Source organism: Xanthomonas bonasiae (assembly GCF_014836395.1).
Classification (GTDB): Bacteria; Pseudomonadota; Gammaproteobacteria; order Xanthomonadales; family Xanthomonadaceae; genus Xanthomonas_A; species Xanthomonas_A bonasiae.
On sequence record NZ_JACSQX010000010.1, the window covers coordinates 214,773 to 230,692 of the forward strand.

The 15,920-nt window shown below is 69.2% G+C and carries 11 protein-coding genes; 4 read left to right on the forward strand and 7 right to left on the reverse strand.

The window, feature by feature from the left end:
• Positions 1–682 precede the first annotated feature (682 nt).
• On the forward strand, positions 683–3,511 hold the full coding sequence (gene glnE, locus H9658_RS17305; RefSeq protein ID WP_191826286.1) for a bifunctional [glutamate--ammonia ligase]-adenylyl-L-tyrosine phosphorylase/[glutamate--ammonia-ligase] adenylyltransferase: 2,829 nt from the start codon (positions 683–685) through the stop codon (positions 3,509–3,511).
• A gap of 90 nt (positions 3,512–3,601) precedes the next feature.
• Here the strand turns inward: glnE and H9658_RS17310 are convergent, their stop codons facing one another.
• The 4 genes from H9658_RS17310 to H9658_RS17325 form a co-directional block, all read right to left on the reverse strand.
• Positions 3,602–3,829 (reverse strand): hypothetical protein, encoded by a 228-nt coding sequence (locus tag H9658_RS17310; RefSeq protein WP_191826287.1) that lies wholly within the window; start codon positions 3,827–3,829, stop codon positions 3,602–3,604.
• Positions 3,830–4,141: 312 nt separating this feature from the next.
• Positions 4,142–4,735: a queuosine precursor transporter gene (locus H9658_RS17315; RefSeq protein ID WP_191826288.1), complete on the reverse strand. Its 594-nt coding sequence runs from the start codon at positions 4,733–4,735 to the stop codon at positions 4,142–4,144.
• A 287-nt stretch (positions 4,736–5,022) separates the two neighbouring features.
• Positions 5,023–6,129, reverse strand: coding sequence for a glycerophosphodiester phosphodiesterase (locus tag H9658_RS17320; protein ID WP_225210062.1), 1,107 nt, complete (start codon positions 6,127–6,129; stop codon positions 5,023–5,025).
• Positions 6,130–6,170: 41 nt separating this feature from the next.
• Complete coding sequence (locus H9658_RS17325; protein WP_191826289.1) at positions 6,171–8,468, reverse strand: TonB-dependent receptor; 2,298 nt, start codon at positions 8,466–8,468, stop codon at positions 6,171–6,173.
• A gap of 655 nt (positions 8,469–9,123) precedes the next feature.
• Between H9658_RS17325 and H9658_RS17330 the strand changes: the two genes are divergently transcribed.
• Positions 9,124–11,010, forward strand: coding sequence for a S53 family peptidase (locus H9658_RS17330; protein ID WP_191826290.1), 1,887 nt, complete (start codon positions 9,124–9,126; stop codon positions 11,008–11,010).
• A 99-nt stretch (positions 11,011–11,109) separates the two neighbouring features.
• Here the strand turns inward: H9658_RS17330 and H9658_RS17335 are convergent, their stop codons facing one another.
• Complete coding sequence (locus H9658_RS17335; protein WP_318241408.1) at positions 11,110–12,081, reverse strand: mitochondrial fission ELM1 family protein; 972 nt, start codon at positions 12,079–12,081, stop codon at positions 11,110–11,112.
• Positions 12,082–12,211: 130 nt separating this feature from the next.
• Here H9658_RS17335 and H9658_RS17340 point away from each other — a divergent pair, with 130 nt between their 5' ends.
• Positions 12,212–12,802, forward strand: a complete 591-nt coding sequence (locus tag H9658_RS17340) for a malonic semialdehyde reductase (RefSeq protein ID WP_191826292.1) — start codon at positions 12,212–12,214, stop codon at positions 12,800–12,802.
• Between the two features lie 86 nt (positions 12,803–12,888).
• Positions 12,889–13,527 (forward strand): YceI family protein, encoded by a 639-nt coding sequence (locus tag H9658_RS17345; RefSeq protein WP_179569027.1) that lies wholly within the window; start codon positions 12,889–12,891, stop codon positions 13,525–13,527.
• A gap of 517 nt (positions 13,528–14,044) precedes the next feature.
• On the opposite strand, the gene H9658_RS17350 is transcribed toward H9658_RS17345, so the two are convergent.
• Positions 14,045–14,836, reverse strand: a complete 792-nt coding sequence (locus tag H9658_RS17350; RefSeq protein ID WP_191826293.1) for a siderophore-interacting protein — start codon at positions 14,834–14,836, stop codon at positions 14,045–14,047.
• A gap of 84 nt (positions 14,837–14,920) precedes the next feature.
• A complete protein-coding gene (locus H9658_RS17355; protein WP_191826294.1) occupies positions 14,921–15,481 on the reverse strand; it encodes a PadR family transcriptional regulator in 561 nt (186 codons plus the stop codon).
• Positions 15,482–15,920 lie beyond the last annotated feature (439 nt).

The window sequence follows — 15,920 nt, forward strand, 5'->3', positions numbered from 1 at the left end:
TCGTGCGTGGTCGTCATCGCGTCGCCAGATGCATCGCCGACGAGAGACGGTAGGAGCGGCTTCAGCCGCGACGAACGAAGCGATGGACCTTCATGACTCCAGCCTCTGTCAGGCCGAAGCACTTCCACAGTGCACCTAGTAACGTCACGGCACGTCCCTGTGGGAGCGACTTCAGTCGCGACGAACGAAGCGATGGACCTTTCCAACTCCAGGCCACTGTCGGGGCTGAAGCCCCTCCTGCAGTGCACCCAGCAGTCTCGCCGCAAACCCCTTTGCCGACTTCAGTTACGACCGATCGCCAGATCGCCCACGGCGCGTTCGCAGTAGCAACGCCCCCCGTGAAGACAGGGCGTCGCCGCATACTGCATCGCAGCAGAATGTACCGCCCGGTTTCATTTTGCAGTGCAGCGTGCAATGTGCGAATAAAGCGCCCAAGATCAACCTGCATCCCGACGTGGGGGAGGGAGCAAAGCCCGCTGGCAGTTCGCTGCAAGCGGGCTTTTTTTTGCCTGCAGTTCGGACAGCGCATGGTGCCATGCGGCCGTTCTGCCAGCGCCAACCCCAGCGATTGAACGCAGGCAGCACAGCGCAACGCCGTTCCTGCCGGCGGCCTGGCCGCAAACGTCGTCCGGGCGACATGCGGCCTCTGTCTGCCGACGCGCCGGAATGCCAGAATCGACGGATGTCCGCCTCCTCCCCGCTTGTCCCCGACACCGTGCAACCCGTGCTCGACCGCAACCTGGCGCGCTTGCGCCAGGCCGTTGGCGCGCGACCCTGGCCCGATCGCCCGCGCTTCGACGCCGACCTGCAGCGTGCGGTGCTCACCAGCGAGTTCCTGCTCGATACGCTGTGCCGGCAACCGACCCTGCTCGAGCATCTGGCGCAGCCCGATCCGCCACCGTTGCCGGTGCCGCAGCTGGATCCGGCGCAGCCGGCGGCGTGGCCGGCGCAGCTGCGCCGCTATCGCGCGGCGGCCTCGGCGCGGCTGGTGTGGCGCGATGTGCTGGGCCTGGACGACGTCGATGCGACCCTGGCCGGCAGCACCCAGTTGGCCGAGACCTGCCTGGGCATCGCGCTGCAGGCGCTGGAAGGCGAATTCGCCACGCGCCACGGCGTGGTCCGCGCCGCCGACGGCAGCGCGCAGCGGCTGGTGGTGTTCGGCCTGGGCAAGCTCGGCGGCGGCGAACTGAACTTCTCCTCGGACGTGGACCTGGTCTACGCCTATCCGCAGGGCGGCGAATCCGATGGCGCGCGTGCGCTCGCCGCCGAGGAATATTTCGCGCGCCTCGGGCAGCGCCTGGCGCGGCTGCTGGACGAGACCACCGCCGACGGCTTCTCGCACCGGGTGGACCTGCGCCTGCGTCCGTTCGGCACTGCCGGGCGGGTGGCGCTGTCGTTCGCCGGCATGGACCACTACTTCCAGCGCGAGGGCCGCGACTGGGAGCGCTACGCCTGGCTGAAGGCGCGCGCGGTGGCCGGCGACATCGCCGCCGGCGAGGACTGGCTGCAGACATTGCGCCCGTTCGTATACCGGCGCTACCTCGACTTCACCGCGCTCGACGGGCTGCGCGAGATGAAGGCGGCGATCACCGCCGAAGTCGCGCGGCACGATCGTCTCGACGACATCAAGCGCGGTCCCGGCGGCATCCGCGAGATCGAATTCCTGGTGCAGTCGCTGCAGCTGATCCGCGGCGGCCGCGAGCCGGCGCTGCGCGAGCGCCGCCTGTTGCCGGCGCTGCAGGCGCTGGTCGCCGGCGGCCAGGTCGCGGCCGCGGATGGCGCGGCGCTGGCCCACGCGTACCGCTTCCTGCGCCAGGTCGAGAACCGCCTGCAGATGCTGCGCGACGCGCAGACCCATGCGCTGCCAGAAGACGCGCTGGACCGCGCGCGCATCGCGCTCGGTCTCGGCTACGCCGACTGGACGCAGCTGTATGCCGCGTTGCAGGTGCAGCGCGACCGCGTCGCCGCCGAATTCGCCGAGTTGCTGGCGCCGCGCGTGCAGGCCGTGGCGCCGGATGCGCTGGCCAGTTACTGGCGCGGCCTGCCGGACGAAGCCGGCACGCAGGTGCTGGCCGCCGCCGGCTTCGCCGATGCCGAGGGCGCCGACCAGGCGCTGCGTGGCTTCGTGCAGTCGCTGGGCGTGCGCACGCTGTCCGATGCGGCACGCGCGCGGCTGGACCGGGTGCTGCCGGCGTTGCTGCACGCCGCGGCGCGTTCGCCGCAGGCCGATGCCGCGCTGCACCGCGTGCTCGGCCTGCTGCAGGCGATCCTGCGCCGCGCCAGCTATCTCGCATTGCTCGACGAACAGCCCAGCGCGCTGGCGCGGCTGGTCGACGTGCTCGCGCGCAGTGCGTTCCTGTCCGAACGGCTGGTCGCGTATCCGTTGCTGCTCGACGAACTGCTCGACAGCCGCGTCGCCGGGCCGATGCCGGATCGGGCGGCGATGCAGCGGCTGTGCGACAGCGCGGTCGTCGCTGGCGGCGACGACCCGGAAGCCGCCCTGCGCGGCCTCAACGAAGCGCGCCAGGCGCTGAGTTTCCGCATCGCCCTGGCCGCGCTGGACCGGCGCCAGCCGGCGGTGCACAGCGCCCGCCAGCTCGCGGAACTGGCCGAAGGCGTGGTGCTGACCGTGCTGCGCCTGGCCCGTGCCGAACTGGTCGCGGCCCACGGCGAAGTGCCCGGCGGCAGTTTCGCGATCGTCGGCTACGGCAGCCTCGGTGGCATCGAACTGGGCATCGGCTCGGACCTGGACCTGGTGTTCCTGTACGACCATGCCGCCGGCGCGGAGGCCTCCAGCGGACCGCGTCCGCTGGAGAGCGGGCGCTGGTTCGCGCGCCTGGCGCAGAAGGTGATCGCGTTGCTCGGCGCGGTCACCGGCGGCGGCCGCCTGTACGACATCGACGTGCGCCTGCGCCCGGACGGCGGCAAGGGCGCGCTGGTGTCGTCGCTGGCCAGCTATACCGAGTACCAGCGCGAGCGCGCCTGGACCTGGGAGCACCAGGCGCTGGTGCGTGCGCGTGGCGTGGCCGGGGACGCCGTGTTGCTGCAACGCTTCGAGCAGGTGCGAGAACAGACCCTGGCGCGTTCGCGCGACGCGGCGCAGCTCCGCGAGGAAGTGTTGAAGATGCGCGCACGCATGCGCGCCGAACTGGATCGCAGCGATGCGGCGCGCTTCGACCTGAAGCAGGGCGCCGGCGGCCTGGTCGATCTGGAATTCCTGCTGCAGGCCGGGGTGCTGCTCGGCGCCGCGCAACATCCCGAGCTGACCGTGCCGCGCGCTACGCCGGCGCTGATCGACGCATTGGCGGCCAGCGCATGGTGCGATGCGCCGACCGCCGTCGCGTTGCACGAGGCGCACGCGACGCTGGTCAATGCCGGCTTGGCCTGTACGCTGGACCGGCGCCCACGGCTGACCGCAATTACCCCCGCGATCGAGCACGCGCGCGCGGCGATCGCCGCCGCGGCGCAGGCCAAGGGACTGGCATTCGAGCCGGGGCGCAGCGGCCGATAGCGTGACGGGCCAGCCGACGGTCCGCCGGATCCGACCCGGCCTGCCCGGACGTGGATGGCAGGCCCCTGTGGCGAACATGGGGCGTGCCCGTCATCCGGGGTTGATTCGCTTTTTGAGCCAGAGCGCCCTGATGAGCATGAGCACAAGCAAAAGAAAGCCGGAGAGTCCTTGCAGCAATTCCGGCCAGCCGGGACCGAGGTCGCATGCGGCCGCAAATTTTTGCCAAAGAACGTCTGCGCAAAGCGCATTCAACAGCGAGGCGAGCAATAGCGGAAGAAGCAGTGGATCGCGGAGCATGCGGCTGTAGTTCGATGTCATCTGTCTTCGCTTCCTTTCGTTTTTGAGGTGGCCGATGCGCGTCCGAGTCGCGGCGCCGTCGATGCGTCGCGGGGAAGCATTCGAGGCGTGTTTTGGATCCGAGTTACGTGCGCGACCGCATGTGGCAGCCTTGTTCGATCCGTCGCACCGGCTCGGCGACGATGTTGCCGACGTCGGCCTGGCGTGGCGAGTGTCGCCGGGTCGGTGCATTGGCGCTTGCGTGTCTGCGTGTCTGCGCGTCGCCAGGCCGGGACGTTGCGCAAATGTAGGGGGCTGTTTCCATGGCGGCGGCCAAGCGGATCGCGGTTCGCCCTAACGCCGCGGCGCGCGTGTGGCCGATGCATCGGCGGCGGCCGGCGGCGCCGTCCGCCACAGCAGCGCGCGGAACGGCGCCAGCAGGAACACGCCGATGCCCAGCTTCACCGCCAGGTCGCCGGCGGCCCAGCTGACCCACGGCAGCGCCGAGCCGGCGAAGGCGACCGACCAGAAGATCGTCGTGTCCAGCGTCGCGCTGCAGGTGGTGGCGACGATCGGCGCGCGCCACCAGCGGCCGCGGCGCAGGCGGTCGAACACGGCGATGTCCAGCAGCTGCGCGGCGATGAACGCCAGGCACGAGGCGGCGGCGATGCGCGGGGTGGCGATCCAGATCGACAGCAGCACCGCCAGCGCGAAGCCGCACCAGGCCACGCGCCGCGCCGCGCGCGGGCCGAAGCGGCGATTGATCAGGTTGCTGACCAGGAACGCCACTGGATAGCTGAAGGCGCCCCAGGTCAGCCAGTCGTTGATCGGGAACTGCACCAGCACGTTCGACAGCAGCACGACGGCGCCCATCGCCAGCACCGCCAGCAGCAGGGCGCGCGGGGTCAATGCGGCGAACGCGGGCGATGGCGGGGAGGGGGGATGCATGGGCGGCTGCGCTGCGGGTGAGGCGAAGCGGCGCATTATCGCGATGCGGCGGCGTCGCGGCCAGCGCGGCATGCAGGCGGACCGCGGGTGCTCCCTGTAGGAGCGGCTTCAGCCGCGACCGGGCTTCACCAGTAGGATCCGGTCGCGGCTGAAGCCGCTCCTACAAGGGGGAAGTTCGCCGCTCTTTTGTGGGGGCGACTTCAGTCGCGACCGGCATTACCGGTAAAGCCCGTCGCGGCTGAAGCCGCTCCTACAAGGGGCCAGCCGCCGAGGAAGTGCCCTCGGCGCTAGCGCGACACCGCCGTCCCATCCACCGCCTCGCGGCCCAGCGCCGGGTCGTCGGTGAAGAAGGCATCCACGCCCGCGGCAATGAACGCGCGCATCTCGGCGATGCTGCCGGCGGCATTCACCGCGGCCGGACCGCGCGCATCCTGCAGGTGCTTGGGCAGGAAATAGTTCTCCGGACGGAACGTGTACGGCACCACCTGCAGCCCAGCCGCATGCGCATCGGCGACGAAGGCGGTAGGCGCGGCCAGCGCGCCGTCGGCATCGACCGGGATGATGGTGCGCAGGTTGGGGCTGACCAGTTGTGCATACCTGGCAATTTCGCGCAGGCCCTGCGCGCTGCCCATCTGCGCATAGGTCGGGCCATCGCGCAGCTGGTCGCCGGGGCGTTCCTTCGGATCGCCCAGCAACTGCACCAGGCGCACGTTCGGATGGTCCTTGCCGAGCTTGCGGTGCAGGGACTGCAGGTTGCCGATCTCGAACGACTGCACGATCACCGGCGCGCTGCGCGTGTACGCATGCGCGTCCAGCGTGGCCAGCACCTTGTCCTCCATCGCCAGGCCCAGCGACTGGAAATAGGTGCCGTGCTTGATTTCCGGGATCAGCCCGATCGGGCGTCCGCGCGCGGCCGATTCGGCCGCGGCGAAATCGATGATCTCGTCGAAGGTGAGCAACTGGAACTGCCCGTCGAAGGCGGTGCCGCGCAGTTGCGGCAGGCGCTCGCGCGCGCGCAGCGTCTTCAGCTCGGCCAGGGTGAAGTCTTCGGTGAACCAGCCCTCCACGCGCTGGCCGTCGATCTGCTTGGCCGTCTTGCGCGCGGCGAACTCCGGATGCGCGGCGACGTCGGTGGTGGCGCCGATCTCGTTCTCGTGGCGCGCCACCAGTGCGCCATCCTTGGTCGACACCAGGTCCGGCTCGATGAAGTCGGCGCCGTCGGTGATGGCCTTCGCATACGACGCCAGCGTGTGCTCGGGGCGCAGCGCGCTGGCGCCGCGGTGACCGATCACCAGCGGCTTGTGCGTACCCGCAACCGCGACCGTTTCGGCCGCGGCAGTCAGCGACGACAGCGCCATCGAACATCCCAGCATCCAGACCATGGGTTTCATCATCGCATGCGCTCGGCGGCCAGGTGGGGGCAGGATGCGCGCGTTCAGAAGCGCGCGTCCAGGGTCAGGAACACCTGCCGCGGCGCGCTGGCATGGAACGCCAGCGAACGCCCGTTCGGATCGCTGTTGCTGAAGGCGGTGAGGTTGGAGGCATAGCGCTTGTCGGTGAGGTTGGTCACGTTGAGCGACAGCTTCAGGTCCTGCAGGAACGACACCGCGCCGAAGTCGTAGCCGGTGCCGGCGTCGAATGCGGTGTAGCCGCCGAAGCCCTGGTCGTTGGTGTAGGTGTAGTAGCGCTGGCCGGTGTACTTGCCGCGCAGGTTCGCGTTCCAGCCGTTGTAGTTCCAGCTGATCTCGCTGGTGACCATGCGCTTGGGCGTATCCACCGTGTACTTGCCGGCGGTGGGGATGGTCACGCCGTTCTGCACGTAGTTGTCGTCGTAGGTGGAACGGTTGATCGAGGCCGAGTTGTACCACTGCAGGTGCGCGGTCGGCTTCCAGATGAAGGTCAGCTCGCCGCCGCGGCTGCTGACCGAGCCGACGTTGAAGAAGCGCGTGGTGCACGCCGGCGTGGTGCCCTGCTGGATGCTCGGGCAGGGATTGAGCGAGAGCAGGCGGTTGTCGAAGGTCACGTCGTAGCCGACCAGCGAGGCCTCGAACTGGTCGCGCACCAGGCGGTAGCCGGCCTCGAAGGTCTTGGACTTCTCCGGTTCCAGCGCGCCGACGCTGGCGTCGAACGAGGCCTGGGTCACCAGCAGCGGGCCGCCGGCGCCGCCGCCCTGGAACGCGGCGATGTTCTCGGCATAGGACGCGAACACTTCCTGGCCTTCGGCCAGGCGATAGCTCACGCCCACCTGCGGCAGCAGCGCTTCGCTGGCCTTGAGGGTGCCGTTGGCCACCGGCGATTCCACCGCGATCCCCGGCGTTTCGCGCGCGGTCATCGTGGTGTGCGGGCTCTTCGCGCCCACGTCCAGGGTCAGGCGCTCGTCGAGCAGCTTGAAGGTGCCCTGCACATAGGCCTGCTTGGTGGTGATCGTGTAGTCCTGCGAGAACAGCCGGCGGTCCGGGCCGCTGAGGAACAGGTCGTCGTCGATCGGGCCGTCGATCCAGTAGAAGTTGCGCTCCACGTGGTGCTTGTTGCGCTCGTACCACACGCCGGCTTCCAGGTGGTGCGGGCCCAGGTCCCAGCCCAGCGAGGCGATGCCGCCGGTGCGGTTGATGGTGTAGTTGGTGCTGCGGATCGAGATCGGCAGCGCCTGCGGCGTGCCCGGATTCGACGCCTGGCCCGGCGACCACCAATGGCCCTGGCCTTCGTTCTCGTGGTGGTAGACCTGGGTGTGCACGCTCACGGTGTCGGACGGCTGGAAATCGCCGGCCAGGTAATACAGGTCGTCGTTGCGCAGCGCGCGGCTCTGGTAGTACGCGTCGTCGATGTTGTCCACGCCGCCGCTGTAGGCGCAGCGGCTGGCGTCGCGGGTGGCCGGCGCGCAGTAGGCCGCGGCCAGCGCGCGCTGCCAGTCCGGCGCGTACAGGTTCCAGTCCCAGCCCAGGCCGCGGTGCAGGCCGCTCTTGGACAGGTAGGCGTAGTCGGCCTGCGAGGTGCGCGAGGTATCGACGAAGGCGGTGATCTTGCCGCTTTCGAACTGGTACACGCCCTTGCCGTTGAACTGCGCGGTGCTGGTCGGCGATTTCGGGTCGGCCCACATGTCGGCGCTGGCGTAGACGCCGGACAGGTACGCCGAGAAGCCGTTGTGCTCGCCGGTGTCCAGGCGCAGGTAGGTGCGGCGGTTCTGGTCCGAGCCGACCGTCTGCGACAGGCGCACGCCGGTTTCGGTGGACGGATCGTCCGAGAAGTACTGCACGGTGCCGCCGAGGTTGCTGGTGGACGCGGTGCCCAGGCTGCCGATGCCCGAGGCCAGTTCCACGCCGCCGAAGTTCTCGGCGATCAGCGCGCGGCTGATGTTCAAGCCGTTGTAGTTGCCGTAGGCGTTGTCGCCCAGCGGCAGGCCGTCGAGCGTATAGCCCAGGCGCGTGCCGTTGAAGCCGCGCAGGCTCACCGTCTGCGATTCCTCGTTGGCGCCGAACGCATCGTTGGATTGCACGTTGACGCCGGGAATGCGGTTGAGCAGCTTCTGGATGCTGGTGCCCGGCGGCAGCACCGCCACGTCCTGGCGGGCGATGCGCTGCACCTGGCGGGTCTCGCCCTGGCCGATCACCGAGACCGTATCGAGTTGGCGGGCGTCGGTCGCCGCGCTGTCGGCCGGCGCATCTGCCGCGTGCGCCGCCAGTGGCGACAGCAACGTGGCGAGGATCGCGGCGCTCAGCAAGTGATGGGTAGGCATGCGTGGGGGATTCGCTAAGGAGGTCCGGCGAAGATGCGACAGCGAGATTTCAGAACCGCGTCATGCGTGTTGCGGTTGTCATGCAATGCCGACACAGGCGACACATTTGCCAGGTCGTCTGCTGTGGTCCGGCGTCGCTGCCATGAAACTAAACGGACGCAAAACAGCAAGCGTGATCGTTCGCGAGTCGCCGTGCGTGCGCCTCCGTTTTCCGACGAAAAACACGCATCGCCCGCACATTTTTTTCGAAGGCATACAGGCGCTTCGATGCTGCCGATGAAACATTGCCGATGCATTTCTTTCCAGGATCGCAAATGCGGTGCGCCGTCAAAGTTTCGACGCGTGGCTTCATCAATGATTGCGGCCACCTCCTCGTTTGGTCTTCGCGCGTGACAGTTCCGAAACAGGTATCGGATGGCTGGACGGCATCGCCGCCAGCAGGCCCGTTGCACACGCGAATGCGGCGCGCATTCGCTGGGGAGCCTTCACCGCACCTGCGTGCGGCCGTGGTGGCCGTCCAGATGCCGTAGTCGATCGCGAGTGGCTGTTGGCGCGCGGTGGCCGCTGCGCGTATGCGGGTGTTTCGTTCCCACGCGACGCCGCCTGCACCTGTTTGCGGGCGACGCCTTATCGTTCCATCCACGGAGAGAGATGCATGATCGATCGTATTCGCCGCCAGCCGCTGCTGGCCGCCGCGTTGTCCGGGTGCGCGCTCGTGTTCGGCAGTGCCCATGCCGCGCAGGACGCCACGGACGCCACGCTCGCCGCGATGTCCGCCACCTTGCGCAGCGCGCCCGTCAGCTTCGACGTGCACCTGCCGTTGCGCGACCAGGCCGGCCTGGACGCCTTGCTGGCGAACATCCAGGATCCGGTGTCGCCGCAGTACCACCATTGGCTGTCGCGCGCCGAGTTCGAGCGCCGCTTCGCGCCGTTGCCTGCGCAGGTCGACCGGGTGCGCGCGGCCCTGCAGGCCGCGCACATGACGGTCACCCAGCAGGGCGCGAGCCTGCACGTGAGCGCCAGCGCCGACAACGTCGAGCGCCTGTTCTCCGCACCGCTGGCGGTGGATCTGCCCGAAGGCGGGCATGCCAGGCTCGCCGCCGCCGGCACCCTGCAACTGCCGGCCGCGCTGCGCGACAGCGGCGCCGTGGTCACCGGCCTGACCGGCGGCCTGCCGCTGCACCACGTCCATTCGCAGCGGCTGCGGCAGGTCGATCCGGCCAATCGCAATGGCCGCCTCGGCGTCTACGCGTACAACGATCTCAAGCAGGCCTACGGCTATCCGTCCTACCAGAGCATGATCGGCCCGCCGGGCCAGCAGCGCCGCCTCGACGGCACCGGCACCACGATCGCGGTCCTGATCTCCAGCGACGTGCTGGATTCGGACGTGGACGCGCTGTTCAACGAAGAGAAATTCAGCCGCTATGGCGCCGGTCACGTCAATCCGAAGCTGTACGCGCGCCGTTACGTGGCCGGCGCCAAGCCGGGGATCAACGAGGAGGGCGGGGCCGGAGGCGAAGCGGCGCTGGACGTGCAGATGGCGCTGGCCGGCGCACCGGGCGCGCATATGCTGCTGTACGTGATTCCCGACCTGACCGACGCATCGCTCGCCGCGGGCTACCGGCAGATCGTGCAGGACAACGAGGCGGACGTGGTCAGTTCTTCGTTCGGCGCCTGCGAGCTGTACTACACCAAGGCGTACAACAACGGGAAGGACGTTACGTCGAGTTTCCGCACGCTGGATGCGATCTTCAAGCAGGGCAACGCGCAAGGCATCACCTTCATTGCCTCCAGCGGCGACAACGCCGGCGTCGCCTGTGCCGATACGCACTATGCGGTCGAGGGCAAGAACGGCAACTTCGTCGCCGGCGTCGAGCATCCCGCGGCCGACGCGTATGTGACCGCGGTCGGCGGCGGCAATCTGTCCACCAACTACCAGAAGGGATCGGCGGATTCCAGCTACCGCTCCGAGAGCGCCTTTGCCGATCCGCTGCTCACCCAGGACTACTACGGCGTGGGCGCGCTGCTGGCCGGTGGCTACTGGGGCGCTGGCGGCGGGGTGAGCACCCTGTTCCAGCGCCCGGCCTATCAGCTGCGCGCGCTGGGCGGCACCCGCACGTCGATGCGCGCGCTGCCGGATATCGGCATGCTGGTCGGCGGTTGCCCCGACACCGCGAAACAGCCGTGCCGGGAAGGCAGGGGGCTGTACGCCAGTTCGGTGCTGTCGGTGTACAAGGGCGAGTTCTATTCGACGATCGGCACCAGCGTCGCCGCGCCGGAGTTCGCAGGCGTGGCCGCGCTGCTGGTGGAGAAGCAGGGGCGCCAGGGCAATCTCAACGATTACCTGTACCGGCTGGCGGCCAACTACCCGCAGGCGTTCCATCGCGATATCCCGGGCAACAATGGCGTCGTCGACAACGACGTGCCGCTCAAGGGCAAGTACAACTACACGGCCGGCCTGGGGACGCCGATCGTGCGCGCCCTGATCGGTGCGCTGGACGCCGCTCCGGCCGGCGCGCCGCGCTCGCCCAGCAATCCCTGACCTGACGGCAACGCAACGACGGGGCCGCAGGTGCGCCAATGCTGGCGCGCCTGCGGCCCCGTTGCGTTAGCGCAGGCATTGCCTACAGGCGGCTTTGCTTCAATCCAGTTGCAGGCGCTCGCGGATGCGCATGGCGATGCGCGCGGTTTCGCGCAGCGGTTCGATCGTGCTCGCATCGGCGCCATGCCCGTCCGGTGCATCGGCGAGGCGGCCACGCGCGCGCAGCGCCGCATGGAAGTCGCGTGCGCGACCGCGCGCCAATGTCGGCATCGCCACCGCCACCGGCACCCGGGTGGCGCAGGCTTCCGACAGCAGGTTCACCGAATCGGGCGTGCACACGATGCGCTCGGCCCAGCCCAGCAGGCCGGCGTAGGGATTCGCGCCAGCGTCTTCGCCGCACCAGACCACGCCCGGCACACCGGTGAACGCGTTGCGCAGCGCGGCGGCCACTGCCGGTGGCGTGCGTCGCGAGGTGCTGGCGAGCACGCTGCCGCCGCTGTCGCGCAGCTGCGTCGCCAAGTGTGCGAACACCGACGCCGCCGCCTCCACCGTCCACGGCGCCAGCGCGGCGGGGCCGCCGACCAGCACCGCGGTGCGCGGCGACGGCAGCGCGCCGAACTGCGGAAACGCCGCGCGCGCGGCGGCCAGCCAGGCATCGTCGATCGGGTGCAGGCTGCCGAGCAGGGAGAGCACGTTGTCGCCGCGCAGGCGATCGTGTTCGGGCACCACCACCACGTCCCAGTGCCGCGGCGACAGGCGCGGATCCAGCACCTGCACCACGGCGCTGCCGCGCGCGCGCAGCAGCCGCGTCGCCAGCGCCGCCTGGCGGCCGCAGCCGATCGCCAGCGCCGGCGGTTGCCGCAGCAACGCGGCGAAGGCGCGGCCATAGGCCTGCGCGGCGGCGGGCAGCCGCCGCGGCGCCAGCCAGCGCCAGGGCATGTGCGGTTGCAGCACCAACGCCGGGGCGGGCAGCATTGCGGCGCCAGCCAGCGCCGCGGCGAGCGCTTCCGCCTGGCGTGCGTTGCCGGCGCGGCCGTCGCTAATCGCCCAGGGCGCGCCCGATCGTTTCACGTTTGGTAGTAATCCGTTGCATTGCGGCTGGGTGTTGCGGCTATCGTGCCACTCTACACTGGCCGCCTTGCGCCGAAACCGCCCACCACCGGGGCATCGGCCTTCCCCCGACGACAAAAGGTACTTCCGCATGTCCGACGTTCTGCACGATGCCGCCCTGGATCAACTGTTCCGTACCGCCCGCACCCAGAATGCCTTCCGCGATACGCCCGTCGGCGAAGACACCCTGCGCGCCCTGTACGAGCTGCTGAAGTGGGGCCCGACCGCGGCCAACGGCAGCCCGGCGCGGTTCGTGTTCGTGACCTCGGCCGCGGGCAAGGAGAAGCTCAAGCCGGCGCTGTCCGAAGGCAACCTGGCCAAGACCCTGGCCGCGCCGGTGACGGTCATCGTCGCCCACGACGAGGATTTCCACGAGAAGCTGCCGTACCTGTTCCCGCACGCCGACGCCAAGAGCTGGTTCGACGGCCCGCGCGAAGGACGCAGCGAGTCGGCGTTCCGCAACGGCACGCTGCAGGGCGCCTACCTGATCCTGGCCGCGCGTTCGCTGGGCCTGGACGCCGGCCCGATGTCCGGCTTCGACAACGCCAAGGTCGATGCGGCCTTCTTCGCCGGCACCGCGATCAAGTCTAATTTCCTGGTCAACCTGGGCTACGGCGATCCCGCCGGTCTGTTCCCGCGCCTGCCGCGGCTGAGTTTCGACGAGGCGGCACGCATCGAGTAAGCCGGCTCGTTCCGCTGCACCCTCACACCGCTGTCCCTGCGCTTGCCGCAGTTTCCCAACCACCGATTTCTCCAGGAGCTCCGCCCATGAACAAGACCCGCACCCTGCTGCTTCCGCTCGCCCTGGCGCTGGCCGTCGTCGTCGCCCAGCCCGTCAGCACCGCCTTCGCCGCGCCGGCCGCCGCGGCCGCCACCGCGATCAAGGGCACCACCGGCACCTACAAGCTCGACCCGTCGCACACCGACGTGCTGGTGCAGTGGAGCCACTTCGGCTTCTCCAACCCCAGCGCGCATTTCGGCGACGTCGACGGCACCCTGGTCTACAACGCCGAGAACGTGGGCAAGTCCAGCGTCCAGGTGACCCTGCCGCTGTCGGGCCTCAACAGCTTCACCGCCAAGTTCGACGAGCACCTGAAGAGCGGCGACTTCTTCGACGCCGCCAAGTTCCCGACCGCCACCTTCAAGAGCACCAAGGTCGCCGCCGCCGGCACCAACAAGCTGAGCGTGACGGGCGACCTGACCATCAAGGGCATCACCAAGCCGGTAGTGCTGGCGGTGACGCTCAACGGTGCCGGTCCGCATCCGATGAAGAAGGTGCCGGCGCTGGGCTTCGATGCCAGCACCACGATCAAGCGCAGCGACTTCGGCCTGGGCGCGTACGTGCCGAACGTCAGCGACGAGGTCAAGATCCGCATCACCACCGAGGCGCTGCAGGACGCGAAGTAAGCCTGCGTGTTGCGCTGATGGCGGCGGCCTGAACCAGGCTGCCGCTTTCGATGAAAACGCCCACCGCTTGGTGGGCGTTTTCGTTTGCGCTGGCGTGGATGGAGATGCCGGCGGCCGCTGGCGGGATTCTGCGGCGATGCGCAGCCGTGGGCGTTGTCGGTTGGCTGCAGTCGGGACTGAAGTCCCTCCCACAAGGGGTCATGCCTTTTTGTGGGGGGGCATGCCTTAGTGGGTAGGAACCATGCCTTTTGTGGGAAGCAGTCATGCTTTTTGTAGGAGGGACTTCAGTCCCGACGCATGACACCACAGCCTCCGCACCGCCCAGCCCTTATGTAGGAGCGGCTTCAGCCGCGACAGGAGAAGGAAACGTTCGGATCGATCGAACCAAAGAAGCGTCGCGGCCGAAGCCGCTCCTACAGTGGCAGGCCAGCAATCATGTTTTCTGTGGAAGGGACTTCAATCCCGACGCACGAAAACCACCCGCATCCACATCGATCGAGCGCGCAAGCGCACAGGCCTACGCCTCGTCCTCGCGCCCGGACTTCCAATACCCCGTCGCCCGGATCCATTCCTTCGGCACGTTGAGCCGGCCTTCGACGAACTTGCGCATCATCCGCGCGCGTGCCGATTCGCAGGCGATCCAGTAGAACGCGTCGCCGTCCGGCACTTCGAAATCGCGCAGCGCGTCTTCCAGCAACTGGCTGCCGAGCACGGGCACGCCATTGCGTTCCAGCCAGGTGATGCGCACCTGCGCGCGCGACGGCAACGTCTGCCGGTCGGCGAAGCCGGGGATCTCGATCAGCGCCTCCACCTGCGCGCCGGCCGGCAACTCCTCCAGCCAGCGGCCGATCGCCGGCAGCGCGGTCTCGTCGCCGATCAGCACGTAGGTGTCGTAGTCGTCGGCGGCGACGAATGAGCCACGCGGGCCGCCGACCACCAGCGGGTCGCCCGGGTTGGCCCGCGCCGCCCAGCGGCAGGCCGGGCCATCGCCGTGCAGCACGAAATCCAGGGTCAGTTCCTGCGTCGCGGCGTCGTAGTGGCGCGGGGTGTAGTCGCGCGCCGGCGAGGGCGCGGCATCGGCCGGGTAGACCGGGCCGCTGTCGGTCATCGTCGGCAGCACGAATGCGCCGTCGGCGTTGGGGAAGAACAGCTTGACGTGATCGTCGGGTCCGGCGCTGACGAAGCCGTCCAGCTCTGGGCCGCCGACCACGATGCGGCGCATGTGCGGGGTCAGCGGTTGGGTACGCAACACCTGCAGGTGGCGGATCCGCAGCGGATGGCGCAGCAGGCGGTTTTCATGGGTGTTCATGCGAAAAGGTCCTTGGGGAAAGGGGGAGCGGCGCGTTGCGCCTGCGCAGAAGAAGGAGGGGTGGCAACGGCGTGCGGGCAGCGCTCAAGCATCGCCATCGCGTTCCATGCCATCGGCGGCTTGGGCGAGCAGCTGCGCGACGCGTTCGATCTCCGCCTCGGTCCAGCGGCCGTGCCGGGCCAGCAGGCCATGCTTGATCCGGCGCATCGCCTCGCGCACCGGTGCCGGCACATTGGCGCGGACCAGCGCGCGGGCGCTGTGGTGGGTGCGTTCCACCGCCGCGTCCAGCTGCGCGCGCTGCGCCTGCACGAAGGCCAGGCCATCGGCGGTGATCGCGTAGCGCTTGCGCGCGGCGCCTTCATCGGCCTGCACCAGGCCCTGTGCCTCCAGCTGCGCCAGGGTCGGATAGACGGTGCCGGCGCTGGGCGTGTACAGCCCATGGAACAGATCGGCGACCGCGCGGATCAGCTCGTAGCCGTGGCGCGGCTGGGTTTCGATCATCGCCAGCAGCAGCAGGCGCAGGTCGCCATGGCCGAGCGGGCGGCTGCCGCGGCCGCCGCCGCGGCCATGTGGGCCGCGGCCGGGGCTGTCCTCGTCGAACAGGCGGCGCGGGTGGCGGTGGCTGGGGTCGGTCGGGCGGGGCATCGTTTCGATATGTCTAAGTTTTGCGAAAAGATATATCGAATCTGGGTGGTGGGCAAGGCCGTGAGGGCGGGGGCTGTGCAGGTGGGGTGGGGGATCGTTCAGCGGCGCGGCCGGGCAGGTGGCTGGCGCTTTGGTGTTGCGCGGCGTGTGGTGTGCGGGGCGCGGCTTGGTTGGTCGCGTCGCGACTGAAGTCGCTCCCACAGAAGAAGTCGCCCCCACAAAAAGCGGGGGCCGGAAGTGGCACCGGAAGACAAGGCCCGCCCTGCGGGTAGTCCGCGACGCGCTGTGCGGCATCGTTGTGGGAGCGACTTCAGTCGCGACGCGGGATCGGTCGGTGATCGGCTTCGGGGCCTGCCTGTCGGGGCTGAAGCCCCTCCTACAGTGCGCCGGTCGGGTTGGTCGTGCACTTTCGACGGTCGCGCGCTTTTTTGTAGGAGCG